This is a genomic window from Butyricicoccus intestinisimiae (genome assembly GCF_018918345.1).
Taxonomy (GTDB): domain Bacteria; phylum Bacillota; class Clostridia; order Oscillospirales; family Butyricicoccaceae; genus Butyricicoccus_A; species Butyricicoccus_A intestinisimiae.
Genome location: NZ_JAHLQI010000001.1, coordinates 161,016 through 184,953, shown reverse-complemented (window position 1 = coordinate 184,953; position 23,938 = coordinate 161,016). Strand labels below are relative to the sequence as shown.

The window sequence follows — 23,938 nt, the reverse complement described above, 5'->3', positions numbered from 1 at the left end:
AACAGGCTGAATCATGTGATTCAGCCTGTTTTTTATGCGCTTGTTTTCCCCGCACGGTATTTTCCCGGCGGAACGCCTACCTGCCGACGGAACACACGCGTAAAATAGCTCTGGTCATCAAATCCAACCGCGCAGGCGATTTCGGACAATGACATCTCGCCGCAATGCAAATACAGCTTGCTTTTTTCTACACGCAATTTATTAGTATATTCCGTAAACGTACAGCCAAGCTCCTCTTTTAAAATGCGGCACAAATAGGACTTGGACAAGTGTACCTCGTTTGCCACCTGTTCCAAGCTGACCTTTTCGGACAAGTGCTCTTTGATATAGGCGGCTGCCTGCTGAATGATGGTCTGATGCGGGGCGTCCGGAAAATCAAACAGCATATCAAAAAATGTGTGCAGCATCGCGCCGAGCCATGCATCTACAGTGTCAAAGTCCGCCAGATACTCCAATTCTCTGGCGCTCCGATCGCACAGCGCGAATACGGCAGACGCATCTGCACCGCCATCCGCTGCCGCGCGGGACATCAGCGTAATCAACTCGCCGATGCGCTGTTTGAGCAGCGCCAAATCCGTGCCGACCATCGCATACAAATCCAGCAGCAAATGATTGAGCTGCTGCTGCGCCTCCTGCTTGCTTCCCGTGCGAATGAGCTGTTGTAATTTTCGTTCTTCTTTTAATGAATAAAACGATTTATTTTCTTTGTGCACGGTCAGATACATTTCCTGCAGCATTTCCTCTTGGATATTGGAATCCTGCGAGGACATCATATTGCTGTTTTCCAGCTCACTGCACAACAGCCGCATGGTCTCCGCCAAAGCCTGTGCCTGTTTCGGTGTCAAAACAGGCAATTGTATGTCTCCGTGCTGTTCTATTAAAAACGGTCCTGCAATCAAACTGCTCATCCAAGAATTTTCCGCCCGTTTGGGAAGTGCCACCGCAAATGCGCAGACGCAGGAACAGCGATATACATAGATGCCCTGCTGGTGCGCCGCCTGTTCAAAGGCGTGTTGATGCAAATGCTGCTTCTCCGCATGATATACGTCGTCCTGCGCACACAGACAGGAGAGAACAGCCGGATTTCTTTGATATTCCCACGCGGCTACGCACGGAATCCCTGTCAGCGCAGTGATATTGTCACAGATATGCCGCAGTTGTTTTTGCCAATCCGTCACAGCTGTCTCTCCTTTCTCTGCGATTGGAAAATTAGTATACCTTTGCGATTTCTTCCTTGGCAATCTGTACCCAGCGGTATACATTTTCCGGCTTATTTGCAATCGTATGATTGTCCTTCATAATCAGTTCAACATGGTTGCCGCAGCGCTTGCAGTCGGTCAGAACCTGATGCAGACGGGTGCGGATATGATCCTCGTCAATGACCGGAACGGCGATATCTGTCGGGCTTACCTTGTGGCAGAATACATAATCACCGCCGAGCAGCTCGCTCATCTTTGGAATATCTGCCCACTGCGACACCGATACACGGCGCAGACGCGGTAGGTTCTTGACATAATCCCAGCGGCGATCCAATCCTTCACAGCAGCCATAGTAGTTCAAGCCAAAGCGTTCTGCAAGCTTCAGCTGATACGGCAGAACAAACTCCGCAAACATTTCCGGAGATACCTCGCTGGTTTCCTGACTCTCATGGAAGCCCCAAATATCCATTGCGCTGTTCGGAACGGCAGCGGCTGCATTCAAATCGCCGGTAATACCCAGTCCGCCAGAGCCGACATAGCAGTTGCCCGTGTTCGGCGTAAACAGCTTGTTTTCCTCCAAGAAGTCAATCATTGCCAGATAGCCTTCTGTGAAGCGTCCCAGAATCTCATGCATTTTCTCGTCATAATCGTAGAAATCATACAGCATGTTTTCCAAACCGCGCAGATCGGCATACGGATGCGTGAGCTCCAGACCCCACCACCACCAATGGCGGCGTTCCACAGTCAGGATGCCATCAAATACATCGTGCGCAATGGCAGTATATGCTTCGGTTGCTTCCCAATCAATGGTAATCTGCGGAATTTTGATGAGCTCCTTGACATCAAAGTCGTCTTCCATCATGTCATCGGTAATCGGGCTTTCCCAAGTAATGGCTTCGCCGCCCTTGACGTCACCGATAACCTTTTTCTCAACGCCCCACATGGTGTTGTGTGCCTGATACGGAATGTAAAACTTGGCTTCGATCGGCTTGTCGCACTTGATTTTCTCTGCGTAAATCAATTCCTTGTGCAGCCACATCTCCCATTCCTGTGCCATTTCGCCTTCGCACTGGCAGGTAAATTCCATCGGCAGAAGTTCGTTCCAGCCGTTTTCCAGATCGATATAGATGAGCGGACGTGTGTCCTTCAGATCATTGTGGTCGCGCCACAGCTGAATGCGTGCTTCTTCTTCCGGTCTTGCAGCATATGCCGCCATCTTTTTTGCCAGTTCCTGCAGAATTGCCTTGTCGTGATCGCTCATGACGGCCTGTTCCTTGGTCCAGCCATGCATAAAGATATTGCCGTTGGTACACTGATCGAATCTCATATACGTGCCTCCTATGTGATTACTTTCCGAAATTATTCAAACTTTTACTTCATAGAAAATATATCTTTCTCTTATACTTTTCTCGTTTCATGTATCATACCACAGAAAAATACGCTTTTCAACGTGTGCAAAATCGTCCAAAAAATCTTTTTGTACACTTTACCCGTTGCAACATTGTCCAAATGCAACCAAAATATGCTCATTTTTCAGCGCATATATGATATTATTTTTATTCTTTGATGATTTTTAGAAAAAAACTTTCGAAATCTTATCATTCCATGATAGGATAAGCAACAGCACAAACAATTTCGTCTGTTTTCATTAGAAAAAGATGATAATTTTTCGAAAGTATTTCCCATTCTTTCTTATTGTGCTTTTTCTGTTTGCCTGATATAATTAAAAATTAAAGATAAAGGTGATTTATATGCTTCGACAGAAAGAATTCGGTGTTTTATCCGGTTCCGAATATTTTTTCGGAACGCTCGCCATGCAAAAGCAGGCGCTGTTTTATTCCGTACACATGTGCGGGCACTATTATTGTGACAAACGATATCGCATTAACCGTCAGAGACTAGACTGCCTGATGTTAATGCTCATCGAAAACGGCACAATGGAATTGCAATTCCATGAAAAGACGATAACGGCGCATTCCGGCGACATTCTTTTGTTTGACGGAAACGATTATCACGCCTATCACACGCCGGAATATGTAGAATTTTATTGGGTGCATTTTTCCGGCGTCAATTCGCTGGAGCTGTATCAGCATTTGACGCGGGAAAACGGCGGAGTTTTATACGCTGCCCAAAAGCACGCCAAAGCTGCCGCACAGATTCGCACATTGGTTCGCCAATTTGCCAATCATCAGCTGGTCAATGAAGCCGAACACGCGCGGCTGCTGTACAGCGCCCTATGTTATCTCGCAGCGCGCCCCAGCGCAGAATATCACGAGCTGACCAGCGATGATCCCGTTCAGCAGGCCGTTTCTTATATTCAGCTGCATTTGGGTGAAGATTTGCGGCTCAAGCAGCTTGCCAAGCAAGTTCATCTCAGTCCTTCTCACTTAATCCGTCTGTTTCGCGCGCGGCTGCATTATTCCCCGCACGAATTTATCATCTGCATGCGCATGGATCGTGCAAAATATCTGCTCAAATCGACCGATCTGCCAATCAAAGCGATTGGTGCAGAAGTCGGCTACCGCACGGAGGCCAGCTTTACCGGTGCATTTACCGATAAAATCGGCGTTTCTCCGCGCAAGTTCCGTGAACTTCCGCTCGGATAAAAAAACATAGAAAAAGAGATCTATCAGCAAACGACTGACGGATCTCTTTTGTTATATCTGTGTTATTCACATGCAGCGTTATCGAACGAGCAAGCCGTATTTCTCACACAGCGGCTGTAATTCGTCCTTGGACAGGCTGCCAGTATACAGTGCGCGGCCCTGATACAAGCGCAGTGCCTGTTCCAACAGCACTGCATCCTCACAGTGCAGGCACAGCGGCTTGACAATCGCATACTGTCCCTCTGCAAAATTTTCCAATTCGTCTGCTTCTTCGATGCGAATGGACAAAACAGCATCTTCGCTGTCCTCTGCTTCTTCGATGGCATCCATAACATCTTCATCACACGGGAACACGTCTCCGCAGTCAACATCTGCCGGCAAAACAAAGACCTCGCGTTCGGTTGCAGCGACCAATTCATCCATGTGCTTGGATGCCGGCTTTTTGATTTCTGCCTGCTTAACTGCCTGTGCCAACGCTGCAATATGTGCCGGCTCTGAGCCGCAGCAGCCGCCATACACACCGACACCGGCCGCCGCCATCTCCGGTACAAGAGCGGCAAATTCTTCCGGTGTACACGTATATACTGCCTTGCCGTCAACCATTTCCGGAATGCCGGCATTTGGCTTTGCAATGAGCGGAACCTGTGCGTACTGTGCCATGCGTTCCAGCTGCAGCAGCATTTTATCCGGACCGACCGAGCAATTGAGACCAACGGCATCCGCGCCCATGCTCTGCATGATAACCAATGCCGCGACAACATCCGTGCCCGTTAAGGTCTTACCGTTTTCGTCACAAGTAAATGTCACAAAGACCGGCTTTTCACTGACGCTCTTGACTGCCAGCAATGCCGCGCGCGCCTCCGGAATCGTCATAGTCGTTTCGATAACAAACAGGTCAACACCCGCCTGTTCCAGCGCCTGTGCCTGCTCGGTATACACATCCAGCAAATCCTCAAAGCTCAAATCGCCAATCGGATACAAAAATTTACCCGTCGGCGCAATATCACCGGCAACCATCGCGTTGTCTCCAACCGCCTCTCGAGACAGACCGACCAAGCGTGTATTATACGCAGCTGTCTGGTTTCGAATGCCATTGCCCTCCAGCTTGATGCGATTGGCACCAAATGTGCTCGCGTACACGATATTGCTTCCCGCAGCAACATAGTTTTTCTGAATATCCTGAATGGCCTCCGGATGTTCCAGCACCCATTGCTCTGCGCACTGCTCGTTGGTATATCCGCGCTTTTGCAGCTGTGTGCCGGTCGCGCCGTCTAAAATCAACGGAAACTGTAATTCCATATGTATTTCCTCCGTTTTCCTGTACTACATCATATTATAACGGCATCACCCGCAAAGCGCAATATGGGGTTTTCTCTTGCGTCAGATCATCTGATAGATATACGCATTGCAGGTATCATAGATATCAAACAGCTTTGGCGCACACAGATCACCATAAATCGTCTTGAGCAGTTTTTCCAGTTTTTCAATTAAAATCTTACTGCTGATGCCCATGGATTCTTTAATATCTTCTTCCGTGATATTGTTCAGCGTGTGTGCGGACGTATTTCTATGTTTTTGATTGAGTTTACTCAATTTGTGGAACAATTTTCCTTCTTCCGTTTCATTTTTTCCGAAATATGCAATTAGTCTCATACAGAAGCTTAAATTGATATCCCGTCTTTCAGCATCAGACAAATGCTGCGCCAACTCAGCGGAATACGCACATATTTTTTGGGGACAGATATATTCATGGCCGTTGGAGTGGTCAATAATTTCTTCACAGTCAAAATCACAGCAAGATTTCAGATATGCTTTTTGCAGACGAAGAATCAATGGATTTAACCGAATAACCAAATCCGTCAATTTTCCATTTTTTTGCAGCAGCTTCAGGCATAAGAGATATTCTGAAACTTCCCGATATTCTTTGCGGATTCGCTTGGACGCGTGTAAATCTTTTCCGATTGGATATAGTTTGAATGGAAGTGTCCGTCCCAAAAGTTTCGCTGTTTCTTCTGCTTCTGCGTAGCGATATTCCGCGCGCATCTGCAAGAAGTGTATCAACGTCATACTCTCTGACGGAAGCAGTGGTTTCATCATCGAAATTGCTTCATAATTATAGGCATCCAGCAAAGCACGTATTTGATTCTTTTCTGTTTCTCGCTGAACCATAAACAGTCGTGGTTCTTCACAGCGATTGGGTGCATCTGTTTCAAAGTCTTCATTCAATTCAATTTCTGCTTCTAAATCATATCCCTTATCGGTTGTGCGCTGTGCCTTGCTGGCAGCTTTTTCTGGTGTTTTCACCTGAATGCCTCTGGTGCGAAAACGTAGATCTGCTGACAGCAGCGCCAGCGTCATTTTCATCTGGACTGAGCCAGAGCTAAGATTTAACAAGATTTCCGCATCCGGTTCTGCTGTTTGCAATTCACGGATATATTTGCCAAATTCATCATAAAAACAGTCAAAATCCGACACATCACGTATATCGCTTTCTATGCGGACGATTTCCGGCCGATAATCCGGCACACGCTGTTCGAAATCGTCAAATGCCCGCTGAAACCGATGGTCTTTTGCATCCTTTTCCCGAATTTCTGCAGACAGATATAATACAACTTTGTCCGGTCGATAGTGCCGCATAATGTGCAGCATACTGCCGTCACGTAAACCGCGCACCGGATCGGTCGAACCAACACAGCTAAATAAAATACGTTTCATATGTATCAACCTCCTTCTGCTCCTTATCCACATGGGTAAGGAGCTTTTTTCGTCCCCTGGCGGAGCGTAAGTTGTTTCGTGCGAAAGCATAGAAGAACTCTGAGATGCAATAAAGTTTTCGTCCCCTGGCGGGGCGTAAGTTGTTTCACCATATCGAGCGCGTTAACCGAAGCATGAATGAGTTTTCGTCCCCTGACGGGGCGTAAGTTGTTTCGAGGTTTCAAACGGTACTTTTTCCTCCCATTCGTGTTTTCGTCCCCTGACGGGGCGTAAGTTGTTTCGTGACCGTCAACCAGCGCGGGTCATTATCAACTTGTTTTCGTCCCCTGACGGGGCGTAAGTTGTTTCAGGCGTTGAAAAACGTCTGTGAGTTGCTTGCAACTGTTTTCGTCCCCTGACGGGGCGTAAGTTGTTTCTCAAAAACACCTTTTTAACCTTAAAAATAGCCCTTTGTTTTCGTCCCCTGACGGGGCGTAAGTTGTTTCGTTTATTGACGATAAAGATTGGAATTGTAATAGCGTTTTCGTCCCCTGACGGGGCGTAAGTTGTTTCTGGGCTGTGATGCCCTTTGCCAGTTTATCGGCGTTTTCGTCCCCTGACGGGGCGTAAGTTGTTTCAAAATCATCAATCACGAAGAACTGGCTGGTCAGCGTTTTCGTCCCCTGACGGGGCGTAAGTTGTTTCCCTCTGGGTCGGGTGATTAACCGTGACTGAAAAAGTTTTCGTCCCCTGACGGGGCGTAAGTTGTTTCGCAATGACCTGTTGCCGCATATGGATTTTGTAAAAGTTTTCGTCCCCTGACGGGGCGTAAGTTGTTTCCCAATAGCTGTTATCCATCATCCGCCGCGTAAACGTTTTCGTCCCCTGACGGGGCGTAAGTTGTTTCGTAGGCTAACTGACCTCTGGCAATATCTAGCCGGTTTTCGTCCCCTGACGGGGCGTAAGTTGTTTCCGGTTAAGTTGGTATGACGGCTCTTTAACCGACATGGTTTTCGTCCCCTGACGGGGCGTAAGTTGTTTCGACGTGGTGGAAATCACGCTGTACAGCCGGAAGGACGTTTTCGTCCCCTGACGGGGCGTAAGTTGTTTCCCAATAGCTGTTATCCATCATCCGCCGCGTAAACCGGTTTTCGTCCCCTGACGGGGCGTAAGTTGTTTCTTCAATCACATCATCGTTGAGATGTTCGTGACTGTTTTCGTCCCCTGACGGGGCGTAAGTTGTTTCAAGAAGAAGAAAGACCCTAGAGCCAACGCTTTGAAGGTTTTCGTCCCCTGACGGGGCGTAAGTTGTTTCTGGAACGCAAGTCTGAATTTGACAGCTACGTTGGGTTTTCGTCCCCTGACGGGGCGTAAGTTGTTTCGGCAAAAGGGCACAAAATCTGCATGTTGCCGGAGCAATTCTTGTTACAGTATATCGAAAATCTCTTGCAAATGCAATGTATTTCGTGACTTTTTCGAAAAAAATTATATATTTCGCGGTGCGAACCTCTTTTTTCTGTAAAAAAATCTAAAAAGATACAGATTGCTTCGCACCGCGTCTTGAAAAGGTGTCCAAAAAGTGTTAGACTGTCCATATGAAATTTGTGAGAATTGGGGGAAGATTATGGAGCAACACAATCAAACGCTATATGCCGTCTACGGTGCATTGGTACACGATTTGGGAAAAATCCTGTACCGCGCCGGCGAAAGCGGTTCGCACAGCGAGAGCGGTTATAAAAAGCTGAAAGCTGTCTGGAACCAGCCGGATATTCTCGACTGCATTCGGTATCATCACGCAGATGCTTTGAAATCTGCTAGTTTGTCCAAGCAGTCTCCGGCATACGTCGTCTATATTGCGGACAATATCGCTTCCGCCACGGATCGGCGGGAAAAAGAAAACGTAGAGGAAGGCGGTCAGCCGTTCAAAAAACATCTTCCGCTGTCCTCTATTTTTAATCTCATGCATGAAAATCCGAAGGATTTTGAAATTCCTCTGGAACCACTGTCCAACAACTATGCTCGTCCGATTCCGTCCGGCGAATATGCGTTGACCCAGCAGGATTATCAAAATGTTGCGAACTGCCTGCTGCAGGCATTGCGCGGCATCCCGCCGGAGCCGCAGTGGATGAACACAACGCTCTCGGTTTTAGAGACATGGACAAGCAGCATTCCTTCCAGCACCAACACGAGAGAATATGCCGATGTCTCCCTCTACGATCACCAAAAGATTACCGCTGCCACTGCCGCGTGTATCAGCGAATACTTGCTGGAACATGCCGTTTCTGACTATCAGCAGGTACTGGTCAAGCAAGGTAAAAAATTCTGGGATGAAAAGGCATTTCTTTTGTACTCTGCTGATGTGTCCGGCATTCAAAACTTTATTTATACAGTATCTACAGACAATGCCCTTCGCTCGATGCGCAGCCGCTCTTTTTTCTTAGAGTTTCTCATGGAGCACTATATTGATGAAGTTCTGGACGGCTGCGGACTTTCCCGCGCCAATCTGCTGTACAGCGGCGGCGGACACTGTTATATGCTGCTGCCAAACACGCAAAAAACAAAACTGTGCTTGGCACAGCAGAGCGCACACATCAATCGCTGGCTGCGGGAACAATTCGGTATCCGGTTATTCCTCGCCGATGGCATGACACCGTGCTCTGCCAATGAATTGACCAATCAGCCGCAAAAAGATGCGCCATATAAAGAGATTTTCCGCCGCGTTTCCCAGCAAATTTCGTACTGCAAAATGCATCGCTATTCCGCCGCAGAATTGATGGAGCTCAACCGCGGCACGGTCAGAAAAGATGGGCGCGAATGCAAAATTTGCGGTGCTGTGGAGCAATTAAACGGTGAAAAATGCCATTGGTGCAATCTGTTCGAGCAGATATCCCGTGACATCCAAGACAAAAGAAAAACGGTCTTTGTCGTTTCGGAGACACCGTATACCCAATTGCATATCGAATTGCCGCATGGAGATTCCTGCGCCTATCTCTCTATTTTGGAGACAGACGATGCACAGCAGCTGCTACAGCAGACGGATGATGTTCTCCGCGTCTATACAAAAAATGCGCAATCGCTTCTATCTGTCGGGGCACACTATGCAAGCCAACTGTTTGTGGGCGAATATCACGATTCCAATCGCATCAATGAGCTTGCTGAAAAAAGCACCGGCATCTCCCGCATTGCCGTTTGCCGCATGGATGTCGATGATTTGGGCAAGGCGTTTATCTCTGGATTTGAAAGACCGCATGCCGCTGCCGCAGAAGATCAGTACAAATATGTGACAATTTCCAGAACCGCTTCGTTCTCGCGTCAGATGTCACGGTTTTTCAAGTACTACATCAATTCTATTCTTGCACGCGTGACAAAGGACGCACTGGCTGTTACCATCGTGTATTCCGGCGGAGATGATGTTTTTCTCGTCGGCGCTTGGGATCATATTCTGGAAGCTGCCATGCGAATTCAGGAAGATTTTCAGACGTATACATGCCATACGCTGCACCTTTCCGCCGGTATTCTGCTCAAAAACGCGAAATATCCGATTCGCCGTTCCGCATCGGAAGCCGCAGAACTGGAGGCCTTTGCAAAAAGTCACGATGGAAAAAATGCTGTCACGATATTCGAAGCATCTGCACAGCAGACATATCCTTGGCAAATCTTTCAGGATAAAGTCATCAACGAAAAGAAAAATCTGCTGGAACGCTTCTTTGCAAATCAAGAAGACGCGGAACGCGGAAAAGCCTTTTTATATCGCTTACTGGATCTTTTGCGGAACAGCGAGCAGCGCATCAACTTGGCGCGATTTGCATATCTTCTCGCCCGCTTGGAGCCGAAGAAAAACAATCCGTCCTACGCCATGTATGCCGAATTTTCCAAACAGATGTATCAATGGTACCGCAATCCAACAGACCGCCAGCAGTTGATTACAGCTATTTATATCTATGTGTATCAGACAAGAATGAAGGGGGATACCGATCGTGCGTGAAAACAACAGATATCAGCAAAATCGATATGGTGAAAATCGAAGCCGCAATTTTAACGACCGCAGAGATACAAAGCCAAAGGAAACTAAAGAAATTGAGAAAATTAAGGCGCTGCCTGTTCCGGAAGACTATGTCGATGCGGCGGATGCAGTGATGCAACAGCTAAGCCAATCAAACGCGAAAGGCGGAAAGCTGACAACCAGCAAACTACGCAATATTCTGACACTCGTCAGCGACATTTACAATACAGAAAACCGCAGGAGAGATGATTCCATTTCGAGCGAAAGTGCTGCAAAATTACAAATGCTGCGCATCCGTGTTCTCTATGAAGCAGGCCGCGAACAAAGCGTGAAAAAATTCGTAGAAACCAGCAAATTGTTAGCATACATCAAGGGAATCGACAAGAATCGCGAAAACATGCTTCGTTTTTGTCATTATATGGAAGCACTTGTTGCCTATCATCGTTTTTATGGCGGCGATCCGGATTAAGGGGGATTTTTTGATATGTACGGAAAAGTAATTATTGATTGTACGCTTTTGGTTCGCACCGGCATGCATATTGGCGGAAGCTCTGTCTTTTCTGCCATCGGTGCTGTGGATAGCCCAGTTGTTTCCAATCCCAGCGACGGAAATCCAATCGTTCCGGGCAGCAGCTTAAAGGGTAAACTGCGCACGCTTCTCGCCCGCAGTTATGCGAAGAATATTCACAATATGCCGGATTTCAACGATGATGATGCGGTCATTATTCGCCTATTCGGCGCGAGCAAATCTGCAGACGGCAAGCCGGTAACTGCTCGCCTCCAGTTCGCAGATGCTTTTGTCTGCAACAAAGATGAAATGAAATCGATTGGATTGACCGAAGTAAAGTTTGAAAACACCATCAATCGAGAAAATTGCACCGCCAATCCTCGACAGATTGAACGTGTTGTTCCCGGTGTTCGTTTTGCCGTGCGCATTGTTTACGATGTGACTGCGGATACCGAAGCAGAAGTATTGGAGGACATGCAGGTTCTCGCAAAGGGCTTTAAGCTTCTGCAAATGGATTATCTCGGTGGTCACGGCACGCGCGGAAGCGGTCGTGTCTCCTTTGAGAACTTCAAAATGAAGGACTTTGAGTCTGGTTTGGATCTGAAAAAGCTGTGTGCAGTCTTTAAGGATGTGGAGAACTATGAAGTATTGTCTGTTTAAATTGGGTTTCACCTCTCCTGTCCATTTTGGAAGCGGCGCCATGGCACATAGTCTGGATACCGGCGAAATGACTTGCCATGCGGATACGCTGTTTTCTGCTTTATGCCACACTGCTTCTGTGCTCGGCGGCAACTCCAAGGTAGAATGGCTCGTCCGCCTTGTACAGCAGGATGCACTCCGATTTTCCGACTGCATGCCATATCAAGATGAAACACTCTATCTTCCCCGCCCTTGCTGGCAGCCTATGAAACAATTGGATTGTGACAGAAAAATTCTCAAAAAGGCAGAATGGATTTCTGTCGATGAAATGGAATCGTGTCTGTCTGCCCTGCGCGGTGAGGGAACATATAATTGGGCAAATGCCGGAAATAAATCAAAATTCGGCACGACCGTGGAAATGACAAAAGCTGCTGTTCCCGACCGCGAAGATGCTGTGCCATATACCGTTGGCTTGTTTCAGTTTTTTGAAAACTGCGGATTGTATTTTATTTTGCAATACGAACAAGAGGACGATGCTGCACAGATAGAGCAACTGGTGCAGGCACTCGGATACTCTGGCATCGGCGGAAAAATCAGTGCCGGATATGGAAAATTTGAAGTGGCAGACACTGCATACTTTTCTTGTGCAGAAGATACATATGATGAAGCAACCGCTTGGTTATACCAACACTTCAATTGCGCAAACAGCAAGCATTGGATGCTGCTCTCTGCCTCTCTTCCGGCCGATGCAGAGTTGGAGTCAGTCATTCCTTCTGCCTGCTTTCAGGTAGTCCGCCGCGGCGGTTTTACGCATCCCCGCGGAAAAAATGCAGAATTATTGAAAAAACAAACACAATACTTTTTGTCCAGCGGGTCTATCATCACGCAGCCTTTTTCCGGCGATTTATTTGACGTCGGATTCAGTCCAGATCATCCGATCTATCGGTATTCCAAACCGATCTTACTGGGGGTAAATCTATGAAGCAACTGGGACATTTGCAGGAATACACACTTACACTGACTACAAAAGCACCCGTATTCGTTGGTTCTGGCGTCGTATACGGAAAAATGGACTATATTTTTGACGCAGCCAGACAAACAGTGTCTTTTATCGATCAGACACGATTCTTTCAGTTGCTGATTGACCGCGATCTGATTGATAAGTACGAGTCTTTTATTCTAAACAAGCGTCCATCGGATACGATTCAGTATTTTCTAAAAAACATCTGCAAATTAGATGCCAAAACAATTAACAGCTTGATTGTCAACCGTGTTTCCGCCGCAGATGCATTAGATGAAAACCATTCCTTAAAGGAAATACAAGCCTTTATTCGCCGGGCCGATGGCCGTGCATATATCCCAGGCAGTTCATTAAAAGGCTGCCTGCGCACGGTTTTGCTCACAAATATGCTGCTGCGCGATTCAAACAAAGCAGAGCCTATAAACATAAAACAACTGGAGAGTAAATATCTGCACACCTTGCAGATTACAAACAAACAGTCCGACATGGTAAACAGTATCATGCGCGGCATTTCTATCTCTGACAGCGAGCCTATCGATGAAAAAAGTATGATTTTAGCTTCTAAAATCGATTCTCTTCCCGATGGTTTTGAAAATAGAATTAACGTTGTTCGGCAATGTGTTGCTCCGGAAACCAAAATAACGTTTCGTCTGACGTTGGATCAAAACATTCTCTCCCGCGCAAACATCTTGACGGAATTACGCGAAGCGATCCGAGCTTTTGACGCATTTTATATCCAAGAGTACAATTCTTATTTTGCTATAAAAAAAGAATTTGAAGATTTATTCCGCGATGATTTTATTGTTTTGGGCGGCGGCAGCGGATTTTTTGCCAAAAATCTTATTTATCCACTCTACGCTCCAAATCATGCAAAAGCGGTGAAAACTGTTTCCCAAAGTATGCAGCAGAAGCATAAACACGAAAAGGATATAGGATACGGCATTTCCCCGCGCACGTTCAAGATAACAGAATTCGACAGGTTCGCATACCCTATTGGGCTCTGTCAGGTGACAATCCAATGATACAAAATTTTCAATATCTTATACAGACGCCGGATGGAACGTCCATTCCGTCTTTTTGGGCTTATCGTTTATATGCTGCACTGTTAGAACAATTGCCCGTTGAGTTTGCAGACGCTGTTCATGAACAAGGATTTAGCGCAATTAGCCAATACATCCGTTTTGACCATGAGAAACATCAGAGCATATGGGTTGTTTCTCTATTAACAGACGATGCTATCAGCTATTGTGCACCGATCCTGACAAATATAACCCACTTGTCCTTGCATGAGTCGACGATAATAATAAAAAAAATCCAGCAAAGCGATGTCCTCACTGCGGATACTATAATCACACAGGCTGAGCAGTTGTCATCGTCTCAAGCGGTACGCATTGTTTTTCATAATGCAGCTTCATTTAAATCCAATGGAATATATCAGATTTTCCCAACAGTCCCGCTCATTCTCCAAAATTTATTGCAACGTTGGAACGAGTTTTTTCCTGAAATGTTATTAGAAGATGATGATGCCATCCAAATGCTGACAAATAATCTTCGTATTCGTTCGTACCGGTTGAAAAGCAGTACATATCGGTTAAAACAGAGTTCCATTCCCGGATTTTGCGGCGAAATAATCATCTCTTCCAAGCTTTCTCCTCCCATGCTAGAGCTCTGGAAAATGCTGCTTATTTTCTCAGAATACACCGGAATCGGCATCAAAACCGCACTCGGAATGGGAGGCGTTTCGATTTTCGTATAGAGGTGAAGCAAAATGGGTGAAAAACCATTCTCTGCCGTGGCAACAGTGCCGGAGAATGACATCTGGCAGACGGCAATACACAGAGAACGCAAACTATATACACACGAAAATGACAAGAGAGAGGCCTTTGAACGAGATTTCACCAGAATTCTCCATTCGTTAGGATACCGGCGGTTGAAGCACAAAACGCAGGTATTCTTTAACACGCACAACGACCATATTTGCACACGGATGGAGCATGTTCAGCATGTTGCATCTGTCAGTCATACCATTGCTCACACACTCGGTTTAAATACAGAGCTAACAAATGCAATTGCAACAGGACATGATTTGGGACACGCGCCATTCGGCCATCAGGGAGAAACTGTCCTGAAAAATCTTGTTCGGCAATTCACGGATGAACCATTTTTTCACGAGAAAAACAGCTTGATCTTTGTCGATGATATCGAATTGTTGGAAGACACACAGTGTCATCTATGCAATTTGAATTTAACATACGCAGTTCGCGACGGTTTGATTTCGCATTGCGGAGAAATTGACGAAAACCATCTGAAACCGCGCACGCAGCGCATCGACTTGCGCTCACAATTCCAATATTCTGGACAGTATCAGCCCTTTACTTGGGAAGGATGCGTTGTTAAGGTATCCGACAAGATTGCGTATTTAGGCAGAGATATTGAAGATGCTGCCAGATTAAATTTTTTAGATGAAGATTCACACACAATATTAACTAAAATCGGAGAAGTATACCACGTGCCATCCTTGCATATGGTAAACACATCGGCGTTAATCAGCACGCTCATTTCAGATTTATGCCAACACAGTAATCCCCTTGACGGCTTACAATTTTCGCAAAATATTTTGCACCTGCTGAACGAAATAAAAGCATATAATTCCACATATATTTATAACAATGAAAGATTCCATTATTATAAACAGTATGTCAAATTGGTACTCACAACACTCTACACAGAATTGAGCCATTGGTATGCTGCGGAAAACACGTTTGACGCTATTCACCGGCAAGAGCGGTGGTGCGAGGAGCTTGCCAAAGGATTTGGAAACTGGTTGGCATTATATTGCGAGCCTGATATTGTCACGCAGTCATACAGCTTCCAAGAAGTACAAAAAGCTGATAATCGAAAAATTTACGGCAACTTGACAAATCCAGTGCAATACAAGCGCGCGATTGTCGATTACATTGCCGGAATGACTGACCCATATGCAATCAAAATGTTTCACTCCCTGACATCGTTTTAACAAGACCAAAAAAGTTAGACAATATTTCAGAAAAAATTATTCAAGCAACCGAAAGGGCTTGTTGTCTGTGAATTGCAGGCGGCAGGCTCTTTCTTTTTTAATTTTGGCGTATATCGTTTGTTCGTTTTTCTTTTTGACATAGTTAAACACCCCATTTGTTAGACGTTATATCATACTGTCTAACAAATGGGGTGCAGTTCAAAATTCCTTCTTTTTTTAAGCCAAAAATGCCTGCACGTCTTTCAATTTTGCCTCTCCGGCCTTTCTGCCGAGGTCATAGACTCGTTTGAGTTCCGCAGGATCATGTACGACCTGTTTGATGTTCAGCGGGGCATCCGGACGAATCACACAGACATCACCCTGCTGTTCAAGCAGGCGGACATATGCGGTTGTTTGATTATACATATCGTGCCGTACTTCTAAGGCGTGAATCACTTCCGGATATTTACGCAGAGCAATCCGGAGCAGGGGCAGCAGCTTATTTTTGTGCTTGATGTAATTCATCGGCTGCGTCAAAACAATGACATTCTTCTGGTATCCCAGTTCCTGAAACTTGCGAATCGGAATCGAATCGGAAATGCCGCCATCCAATAGCTGATGTCCGCCTGCCTCTACGACGCGTGATACCATTGGCATGGAAGCGGAGGCACGCATCCATGTGATGTCCGTGTCTTTTCCTGTCGGGCAGCTGTGATAGACCGGTTTGCCGGTTTGCACATCGGTGCACACAACATAAAATTCCATCGGATTTTTTTCATACGTGTCTGTATCAAAGAGATCCAGCTTGTTGGGAAGTTCATGATAACAAAAATCTGCGCCATACAAGTCGCCTGTTTTCAGCAGAGAACGAAAGCTGGCATATCGCGGATCGTTGCAGAATCTGGTGTTGTAGCGCAAGACGCGGCCGATTTGCTCAGACTTGTAATTACAGCCGAATACAGCGCCGGCAGAAACACCAATTGCGCCGTCAAACGTCACATGATTTTCCATGAGGACATCCATCACGCCGGCGGTAAATAATCCGCGCATCGCGCCGCCCTCCAAAATCAAACCCTTTTTTGCCATAAGTAATACCTGTGCTTTCTGTGATTTTTTCATGCATCTATTATACACCGGATTGCAAAAGATACCAAGGCATCCGGAAATAAGAAAGTAAAAAAAGCAAAACACAAAATCTACATTAAGAATGATTCTTAAGTTTATTGACAAAACATCTTGCTCCGATTATCATAGATACAACAAGAAACGAGGTGTTTTTATGATGAATCTTACAAAACCAGATGAAAAAATTGCCATTTTAACGTGCATGGATATGCGGCTTGACCCGAAAAAGTTTCCGGGTCTGGAGCAAAGCAAGGCCTATGTCATTCGAAACGCTGGCGGCAGAGCAAATGAAGAGACGATTCGTTCGCTGGTTGTAGCGCATAAATTCCAAGGCGCAAAGGCAATTTTTGTCATTCAGCACACGGATTGCGGCATGATGAATTTTACCAATGATATCCTTTGTGATTTGTTGGAGGAGAGTTTACAGACCGCTGTTTATGGAGGGAACGGCTGGTACAATCCGGTCAAAGAAGGCGGCAGCCGCGCCGGACAGTATATCAATTTTCAGCCCATACGGAATCTGGAACAGAGTGTCATCGATGATGTGACATATATTCGCAATCATCCTCTGATTTCCAAGAAGATTCCTATTTATGGATATATCTGTGATGTAAAGACCGGAGAGCTCCGTCCGGTGCAGCAAGCTATGCAAATCGGACAGGTACAAGAATAAACAAGAATGGTTTTGGGAGAAAATCAAATCCATCCGCAGCTTTTCAGAATAAAAATCCACAAAAACAGCGTCCCGACGGAAACTGCAGTGCTTGCCACAACCAGTTCTCCGGCGAGGGCGCCGTCACCGCCCATGTTGGCGGCCATCGGATACGAAGCCGCCGCCACCGGTGTGGCGAACATGGTCAAATAGACAAAACGGCTGACCGGATCAAACTGCAGGGCAAGCGTCACAAGCAGCATACAGGCAGGAAGTACGAACAATTTCACGGCAAGTGTTGGAATAACATACTTGGCATGATCCAACAGCGAAGAAAAGTGGAGTGTACTGCCCAAAATAAACAGCGCGAGCGGTGTTGTCAAATCAGAAAACTGAGCGATTGGTTTTTCTATGCACGCAGGCAAGGGAATTCCCAATACGACAAAGACCAGTCCGACCAGCGCGCCGAAAATCATGGGATTGGACAGCACGCGCTTGAGAAGCGGGAGTACCCGAATATCATCTCCGCGGAAATACTCCAGAATCATGATGGCAAAGATATTATAAATCGGAATAATAATTGCAATCATGGCGGATGCAATCGCTGCACCGCTGTCACCAAAGATATTGGTGGAGAGCGGCAGAGCGAACAGCACAAAATTGCTCCGATAAATCGCCTGAATAATGACGCCGCGTTTGGCGTTTTCTTTGACAATGCGCGGAACAATGAGAAAAGCTGCTAAAATAGTGAGCAGAACACTGATTACACTGACGAGAATCATTTTTTTGTCCGGTGTAATCTGTGAGGCATGATGATACAAATTGTAAAACATCATAATGGGGAAAAACACGCGAAAAACCATCTGGTTCATGCGGCGCATAAACGGCTCATCCACTACTCCGGCAACGCGAACGAAATATCCAAACAGGATATAACACAAAAAAGGAACAACTGCATTGACAGCAATCAGAATATTATCCATGCAGCATCATTCCAGGTTTCCTGTCAGCGTCATAATGGCAGAGAGTGCTGCCAGCGGTGCGGTCTCACAACGAAGAATGCGCGGACCGAGCCCGACCGTTTTGGCGCCTGCTTGTGCCGCCGCTTGTGCTTCTTCTGCGGCAAATCCGCCTTCCGAGCCGGTAACAACGGCGATTTTTAAACAGTCGCCGTTGTCTTTCTCCGGCAATTGCTTCAGCAATGTATGCAGAGATTCCCCGCCGCATTCGTAAAAGAACAGAACCAAATCATACTGTGCCCAATCGGCACAGACGGCAGCAAAGTTTTTCAACGGCATACAAACCTCGGGCAAAATACCTCTGCCGCATTGCTTGGCGGCCTCAGCGGCAATGCGGTTGTATCGCGTATTTTTTTGCTCCTCTTTTTTGGGAGCTGCGACGCAGTATCGACTAAAAAACGGGATAAAGCGCGCACAGCCCAATTCTACGCCGTGCTGAATGATTTCTTCCAGCTTGTCCTGTTTGGGGTATCCGGCGTACAAGGTGACCGTGATGTTTGGTTCTGCGGTGCTTGGGTATCCTTCCTCTACGGAAAATTCGACAGCATCTTCCGGAAATCCGGTGATATGTGCGGTGTATTCAACTGCATTTCCATCGCACAGAATGACGGTTTCGCCAAGTTTTGCGCGCATGACACGAGCCAAATGATGTGCGTCTTTGCCTCGTAAAAAAGCAGTTCCATCGGCGATTTCGGTTGTAAAGTAACGGTGCGGCATATGCTCCACTCCTTTTGATAAATCTGAATGTATTCTCTTTTACCATAGCATATTTTCTCTATAGACGCAATTGTATGTGTGAAGAAAAAGCGGTGCTTTGGCTCTTTTCTTTTGCGCGCGGATTGAAAATCGAGTGTTTACTGTCTGGCCTGCCTGCTGTATAACGATAAAGGCAAAGATAAAGGGCCTGCCGCCTGCAATTCACAGACAACAAGCCCTTTCGGTTGCTTGAATAATTTTTTCTGAAATATTGTCTTATCGCTGCACCTTACGCAGAAATGCCTGTGTACGCGGGTTGCGCGGGTTGTCGATCACGTCCGCCGGTGCTCCCTCTTCCACAATATATCCGTCTGCCATAAAGATGACACGGTCGGATACTGCACGCGCAAAGTCAATCTCATGTGTGACAATGACCATCGTCATTTTTTTCTCTGCCAGCTGACGCAGAATCTTCAGCACTTCCGTGGTCAGTTCCGGATCCAACGCCGAAGTCGGCTCATCGAAAAACAGCATCTGCGGATGCATTGCCAATGCGCGAGCAATCGCAACGCGCTGCTGCTGTCCGCCGGATAACTGACACGGATATGCATCCGCTTTATCTGCCAGACCGACATCCTCCAGCAGCTGCTTGGCTTCTTCCATCACTTCACCTTTGCTGCGCTTTTGCACATGCACCGGTGCATCAATCAGGTTTTTCATGACAGAATAATGCGGAAACAGGTTGAAATTCTGGAACACGAGTCCGTAAAACTCTTTGATTTTTGCCAACTGTTCTTTGTTGGCATAGGTACCGTTTTTGACAGCCGCTGTGCCGCCGTACAGCAAATCGCCGCCATTCATTGTTTCCAGCATGGTTGCACAGCGGAGCAGGGTCGATTTACCGGAGCCGGACGGGCCGATGATGGAAACAACCTCGCCTTCTTCCACGCTCATAGAAATATCCTTGAGAACTTCCAGTTCGCCAAAATATTTTTTCAAATGATTGATTTCCAGCAGTTTCATGATATTCCCTCCTCTTTACTGGTAATATGCGAGCTTGCGCTCCAAACGTTCCATAACAAATGCAACCACATAGTTGAACACGTAATAGAACAAGCCTGCAACAAACAGCGGTGCAATGGATGCGTCAGACGCTGCAACCTGCTTTGCCAGCGTAAACATCTCTGCATATGCCAAAACAAATGCCAACGATGTGTCCTTTGTCAGTGTAATAATTTCATTGGTGACCGGCGGAAGAACGTGCTTGACCATCTGCGGAAAAATAATCTTGCAGAACGTCTGTGTCTTGGTATAGCCCAACACTTCCGCCGCTTCATACTGTCCCTTTGGAATTGCCTGAATACCGGAACGATAAATCTCTGCAAAATACGCTGCATAGTTGATGGAAAAGCCGACGATTGCCGCCCAAAAACGCCATGTATTGGATACATTCATGCCAAATACATAGTACGGGCCAAAAAAGACAACGACCAGCTGCAGCATCAGTGGTGTACCGCGCAGAACCGAAATCACAAAGTTAAACACCATGGACAGCGGCTTGATTTTGGACATGCGTCCAAAACATACCAGCAGGCCGAGCGGCATAGAAAAAATCAATGTCAGGACAAACAGCAGCAGCGAGGAAGAAATACCTGCGCCGATCTCCTGCACAACAGAAATAAAGTATTGCATCATGTGCCCTCTTTCTTCATGATAGAAATAAAAAGCGGCGGAAAAGGATTCTCCGCCGCTCTGTTAACAAAAACCAAGCGAGTGTTACTGCTTGTTCAAGCACCAAGTTTCAGACAGGAAACTATATGCGCCATCGTCCTTCTCGGACCATTCCTTTACAATCTTATCCAGTGTGCCGTCCTTTTCCAGCGCATCCAATGCGGTCTGCACCTGATCGCGCAGGGTGTCATTGCCCTTCTTGAAGCCAATGGCATACTGTTCAGAGGAAATCTTCTGATCCAGAATCGTGTATTTATCAGCGCCGCGATTTGCAATCTGATAATTTGCTACGCCAACGTCCATGGCAATGGCATTTGCTGCACCGGATTCCAAATCCATAAATGCGGTGTTATAGTTGGATACCTGTACCAGCTGGCCGACAGAAGAAGCAATCTGCTTGCCGACATCCGTTGCATCGTCACCCTGAAGCGCAGCCAGTGCAGAGGAATCTGCCTGTACGTCCATGATGACACCGGACAGACCGTCAATGCTGGTGATATTAGAATCCTTCTTGACAACAACGACCTGCGAGTTATCAATGTACGGCTTCGACCATGTATAGTCATCCTCGCGGCCGTTCATCGTGAAGCCGTTCCAAATGCAGTCAATCGAACCGCCGCTCAATTCCATATCCTTGGAATCCCAGTCGATCGGCTGCTTTACCAGCTTCCAGCCGTAGTAATCGCAAACGGCCTGTGCCAGATCCAAGTCAAAACCTTCATAATCATCGCCGTTCTTATATCCATACGGCGGGAACTCTGCGTCAAAACCAACAGTCAGCTGGGTGCGATCCTTCGGGTCGGTAGAATCCGTCTGCGCGTTTTTATCAGACGAGCCGCATCCGGCCATGAGACCAATACACATCACGCCAGCCATCAGCATGGCTGCAATCTTTTTCAGTTTCATATTTTCTTTCTCCTAAAAGTTCATGATAGGCAAAACGTCATATATGATTCCGCTATGCCAAGTACATGTTATATTTTATTCTTTTAGCACGATAAAGTCAATATGTAATTGTGATTTTCCCTCTAATATTTTGTCTAAAACCTGTGGGATGCGTCTCAAACAGCAATACGCCATGTAAAGCCAAATCGCTTTACATGGCGTATGATTTTCATCAACTATCGTTTTCCAAGAAAATACTGCGGCAAATGCTCGCGGTTACCGCCATTTGTTCTTCATTGCTTATGCTTGCAGTGCCATCTCCGCCCTGCTGTCCGTAACTGCCGAAATAGGAATGATTTCCGCCGCTAATAATCGTTTCTGCATAATACACCGGCAAATTACCTTTGTATCCTCTATATTTGTCACGGTTCATGACGCCGTCATTGCTGCCATAAATGCACAGTGTTTTCAGTTTGGTTCGCCGTAAGTCCGCCGTGGAATAGGCCGCAAGCAAGACCAATCCGTCTAATTGATCTGCGTGTCTGGATGCATAAATGGCCGCCATAGATCCGCCCAGAGAATGACCGCCGATGTACCATTTCTCGATGTCCGGAAACTTCTCGCGCAGTCCATCCGCCGCCGTGATGTCCAGCACAGCAAGATTTACCGGCATCTTTTCCAATAGACAAAGAAATCCTTGCTTGGATAACTCCTGCATCAGCGGCGCGTACGCGGTGTACTCAACCTTTCCCCCCGGATAGAAAATCAATGCCGCCTTTGGCTGCTCCGGAATAAAAGCAAGCGTTCGACTGTTGATTTGCTCAACCGTGACCTCCGGATGCTCCAGCACTGCCTGCGCTTGTGCCGTTGCATGATAATAATTATGAATATATTTTCCCATAGATATAACGCAGATGATAACCAAACCAATGAGCATGGCATGGATTGGCCAGAGCAGTCGTTGTCGTTTGTTCATCGCATGTATGCTCTCCCTCTTCACACATATCTGTTGATATTTAGAACTAGTTTACCACAGATTTCCTCGCTTTTCCAGAATTACTGTGCGTTCTATGTGTTTTTTCGCAAATATCCAAGTATTCTCCCAACTTCGCACAATTTATTCGTACTTTTTTTGATTTTCTAGTGCATTTATAACAAAAGTATGATATGATATAAGAAATTAAGTGCAAAGGAGTTGTTTTATCATGGAAAACAATCTTTTTACCAATGCCCACATTCTGGCATGGCTTCAGTATTTTTCCGATCAGGCAAACGTCGATCTGGAGCGTGTCAAGATTCTGGATATTACGCGAAAGAATAAAAATCTGATTCCAACGGTAGAATCGCATCGTTCTACGCTTGTGTTTACCGAGGCTGGCCATCCGGATATTTTCTATCGGATGTTCAACGCAGGTCTGGGCGAATGCACGGTCATCTACAACGAAGGCAGCGAGCCATCCGGTCCCATCAAGCAAAACAAGGTCTATGACATGATGGATCGCGGCATCAATGCGTCCGCCGGCATGCTGATTCTCAATCCGAATGCCCGCAGCACGTTCCGCTTCGGCATGAGCAATCAATCCTTTGCATACGGCTCTGTTCGTTACGTCGGCGCAGAAATTCGCGCTGTCATCCTGAGCAAGATGCAGATTGATGTGCAAAAAAATATCTGTGTGATTTCCGGTGAATCCATCGCCGTGGAAGCCGCAAATCTCGCAGCAGAAGGCACGGTCATCGCTGTCGAGTACAACAAACATGACCGCAAGACGCTGGAGGACAATGTCAGTCAGTTCGGTCTCAACAACGTTTCTATCGTGGATCATGTGGACGATGAGACCTTCCAAAATCTTCCGGTTCCGGATGTGACGATGCTTGTTGCATCTGCCAGCATGGAACAGGAAATGGCATGTCTGCTCAAGCTCAATCCAAATATGGAATTTGTCATCTATACATTGGATTTCGGCGTTGCCGCCAGCATGTCTGAGCTGTGCAAAAAGATGGGAATCATTGATGTGGAGATCATTCAAATCGCTGTCTCTCACCTCAATCAAAAGCACAACTTCGAGACGCAGCCTGCGCCGTGGATTATTTCCGGCAAGGCAAACGGTGAGGGCTAAACTACATATCTAAAAACCAAGGCAGAGCATGATTTTATGCTCTGCCTT

21 protein-coding genes and 1 CRISPR repeat array are annotated in these 23,938 nt (G+C 46.5%); of the genes, 10 read left to right on the top strand and 11 right to left on the bottom strand.

Annotated features, from left to right (window positions below):
* Positions 1-32 precede the first annotated feature (32 nt).
* Together KQI75_RS13730 and KQI75_RS00960 are read right to left on the bottom strand one after the other, a co-directional pair.
* Positions 33-1,178 (bottom strand): helix-turn-helix transcriptional regulator, encoded by a 1,146-nt coding sequence (locus KQI75_RS13730; protein ID WP_216468818.1) that lies wholly within the window; start codon positions 1,176-1,178, stop codon positions 33-35.
* A 31-nt stretch (positions 1,179-1,209) separates the two neighbouring features.
* Positions 1,210-2,526 carry a uroporphyrinogen decarboxylase/cobalamine-independent methonine synthase family protein gene (locus tag KQI75_RS00960; protein ID WP_216468817.1) on the bottom strand — a complete coding sequence of 439 codons (1,317 nt, stop codon included), beginning with the start codon at positions 2,524-2,526 and terminating at the stop codon, positions 1,210-1,212.
* 424 nt (positions 2,527-2,950) lie between these two features.
* Here KQI75_RS00960 and KQI75_RS00955 point away from each other — a divergent pair, with 424 nt between their 5' ends.
* Entirely contained in the window at positions 2,951-3,805 is an 855-nt protein-coding gene (locus KQI75_RS00955) for a helix-turn-helix domain-containing protein (RefSeq protein WP_216468816.1), read from the top strand.
* A gap of 78 nt (positions 3,806-3,883) precedes the next feature.
* Here the strand turns inward: KQI75_RS00955 and KQI75_RS00950 are convergent, their stop codons facing one another.
* The gene (locus KQI75_RS00950) at positions 3,884-5,104 is read right to left on the bottom strand and encodes a homocysteine S-methyltransferase family protein (RefSeq protein WP_216468815.1); all 1,221 of its coding nucleotides are present in this window, start codon (positions 5,102-5,104) and stop codon (positions 3,884-3,886) included.
* 81 nt (positions 5,105-5,185) lie between these two features.
* A complete protein-coding gene (csm6, locus tag KQI75_RS00945; protein WP_216468814.1) occupies positions 5,186-6,520 on the bottom strand; it encodes a type III-A CRISPR-associated CARF protein Csm6 in 1,335 nt (444 codons plus the stop codon).
* 45 nt (positions 6,521-6,565) lie between these two features.
* Positions 6,566-7,881: direct repeats of the CRISPR family, unit length 33 nt; unit sequence GTTTTCGTCCCCTGACGGGGCGTAAGTTGTTTC.
* Between the two features lie 242 nt (positions 7,882-8,123).
* Between csm6 and cas10 the strand changes: the two genes are divergently transcribed.
* From cas10 to KQI75_RS00910, 7 genes are read left to right on the top strand one after another with little or no spacing between them, the layout of a single operon-like run.
* Positions 8,124-10,484: a type III-A CRISPR-associated protein Cas10/Csm1 gene (cas10, locus tag KQI75_RS00940; protein WP_216468813.1), complete on the top strand. Its 2,361-nt coding sequence runs from the start codon at positions 8,124-8,126 to the stop codon at positions 10,482-10,484.
* Complete coding sequence (gene csm2 / locus KQI75_RS00935) at positions 10,477-10,971, top strand: type III-A CRISPR-associated protein Csm2 (protein ID WP_216468812.1); 495 nt, start codon at positions 10,477-10,479, stop codon at positions 10,969-10,971. The genes cas10 and csm2 overlap by 8 nt, the downstream gene beginning before the upstream one ends.
* 15 nt (positions 10,972-10,986) lie before the next feature.
* Positions 10,987-11,670: a type III-A CRISPR-associated RAMP protein Csm3 gene (gene csm3, locus KQI75_RS00930; RefSeq protein ID WP_216468811.1), complete on the top strand. Its 684-nt coding sequence runs from the start codon at positions 10,987-10,989 to the stop codon at positions 11,668-11,670.
* Positions 11,639-12,631 (top strand): type III-A CRISPR-associated RAMP protein Csm4, encoded by a 993-nt coding sequence (csm4, locus tag KQI75_RS00925; RefSeq protein ID WP_330655442.1) that lies wholly within the window; start codon positions 11,639-11,641, stop codon positions 12,629-12,631. Before csm3 ends, csm4 begins: the two co-directional genes overlap by 32 nt.
* Entirely contained in the window at positions 12,628-13,692 is a 1,065-nt protein-coding gene (gene csm5 / locus KQI75_RS00920) for a type III-A CRISPR-associated RAMP protein Csm5 (protein WP_216468809.1), read from the top strand. Before csm4 ends, csm5 begins: the two co-directional genes overlap by 4 nt.
* The gene (cas6, locus tag KQI75_RS00915) at positions 13,689-14,426 is read left to right on the top strand and encodes a CRISPR system precrRNA processing endoribonuclease RAMP protein Cas6 (protein WP_216468808.1); all 738 of its coding nucleotides are present in this window, start codon (positions 13,689-13,691) and stop codon (positions 14,424-14,426) included. The genes csm5 and cas6 overlap by 4 nt, the downstream gene beginning before the upstream one ends.
* A 12-nt stretch (positions 14,427-14,438) precedes the next feature.
* The gene (locus KQI75_RS00910; protein ID WP_216468807.1) at positions 14,439-15,686 is read left to right on the top strand and encodes a deoxyguanosinetriphosphate triphosphohydrolase family protein; all 1,248 of its coding nucleotides are present in this window, start codon (positions 14,439-14,441) and stop codon (positions 15,684-15,686) included.
* A gap of 216 nt (positions 15,687-15,902) precedes the next feature.
* On the opposite strand, the gene KQI75_RS00905 is transcribed toward KQI75_RS00910, so the two are convergent.
* Complete coding sequence (locus tag KQI75_RS00905; protein WP_216468806.1) at positions 15,903-16,751, bottom strand: patatin-like phospholipase family protein; 849 nt, start codon at positions 16,749-16,751, stop codon at positions 15,903-15,905.
* A gap of 193 nt (positions 16,752-16,944) precedes the next feature.
* Between KQI75_RS00905 and KQI75_RS00900 the strand changes: the two genes are divergently transcribed.
* On the top strand, positions 16,945-17,463 hold the full coding sequence (locus tag KQI75_RS00900; RefSeq protein WP_216468805.1) for a beta-class carbonic anhydrase: 519 nt from the start codon (positions 16,945-16,947) through the stop codon (positions 17,461-17,463).
* 23 nt (positions 17,464-17,486) lie between these two features.
* Here KQI75_RS00900 and KQI75_RS00895 read toward each other — a convergent pair whose 3' ends face one another.
* From KQI75_RS00895 to KQI75_RS00870, 6 genes are all read right to left on the bottom strand, one after another.
* Positions 17,487-18,425, bottom strand: coding sequence for an AEC family transporter (locus tag KQI75_RS00895; RefSeq protein ID WP_216468804.1), 939 nt, complete (start codon positions 18,423-18,425; stop codon positions 17,487-17,489).
* 6 nt (positions 18,426-18,431) lie between these two features.
* Positions 18,432-19,178: an RsmE family RNA methyltransferase gene (locus KQI75_RS00890; RefSeq protein ID WP_216468803.1), complete on the bottom strand. Its 747-nt coding sequence runs from the start codon at positions 19,176-19,178 to the stop codon at positions 18,432-18,434.
* Positions 19,179-19,433: 255 nt separating this feature from the next.
* A complete protein-coding gene (locus tag KQI75_RS00885; RefSeq protein ID WP_281416164.1) occupies positions 19,434-20,180 on the bottom strand; it encodes an amino acid ABC transporter ATP-binding protein in 747 nt (248 codons plus the stop codon).
* A gap of 15 nt (positions 20,181-20,195) precedes the next feature.
* The gene (locus tag KQI75_RS00880) at positions 20,196-20,849 is read right to left on the bottom strand and encodes an amino acid ABC transporter permease (RefSeq protein WP_216469286.1); all 654 of its coding nucleotides are present in this window, start codon (positions 20,847-20,849) and stop codon (positions 20,196-20,198) included.
* Positions 20,850-20,933: 84 nt separating this feature from the next.
* A complete protein-coding gene (locus KQI75_RS00875) occupies positions 20,934-21,794 on the bottom strand; it encodes an amino acid ABC transporter substrate-binding protein (protein WP_216468802.1) in 861 nt (286 codons plus the stop codon).
* A gap of 211 nt (positions 21,795-22,005) precedes the next feature.
* Positions 22,006-22,749: an alpha/beta hydrolase gene (locus KQI75_RS00870; RefSeq protein WP_216468801.1), complete on the bottom strand. Its 744-nt coding sequence runs from the start codon at positions 22,747-22,749 to the stop codon at positions 22,006-22,008.
* 229 nt (positions 22,750-22,978) lie between these two features.
* Between KQI75_RS00870 and KQI75_RS00865 the strand changes: the two genes are divergently transcribed.
* On the top strand, positions 22,979-23,890 hold the full coding sequence (locus tag KQI75_RS00865) for a precorrin-6B methylase (RefSeq protein ID WP_216468800.1): 912 nt from the start codon (positions 22,979-22,981) through the stop codon (positions 23,888-23,890).
* Positions 23,891-23,938: the final 48 nt, after the last annotated feature.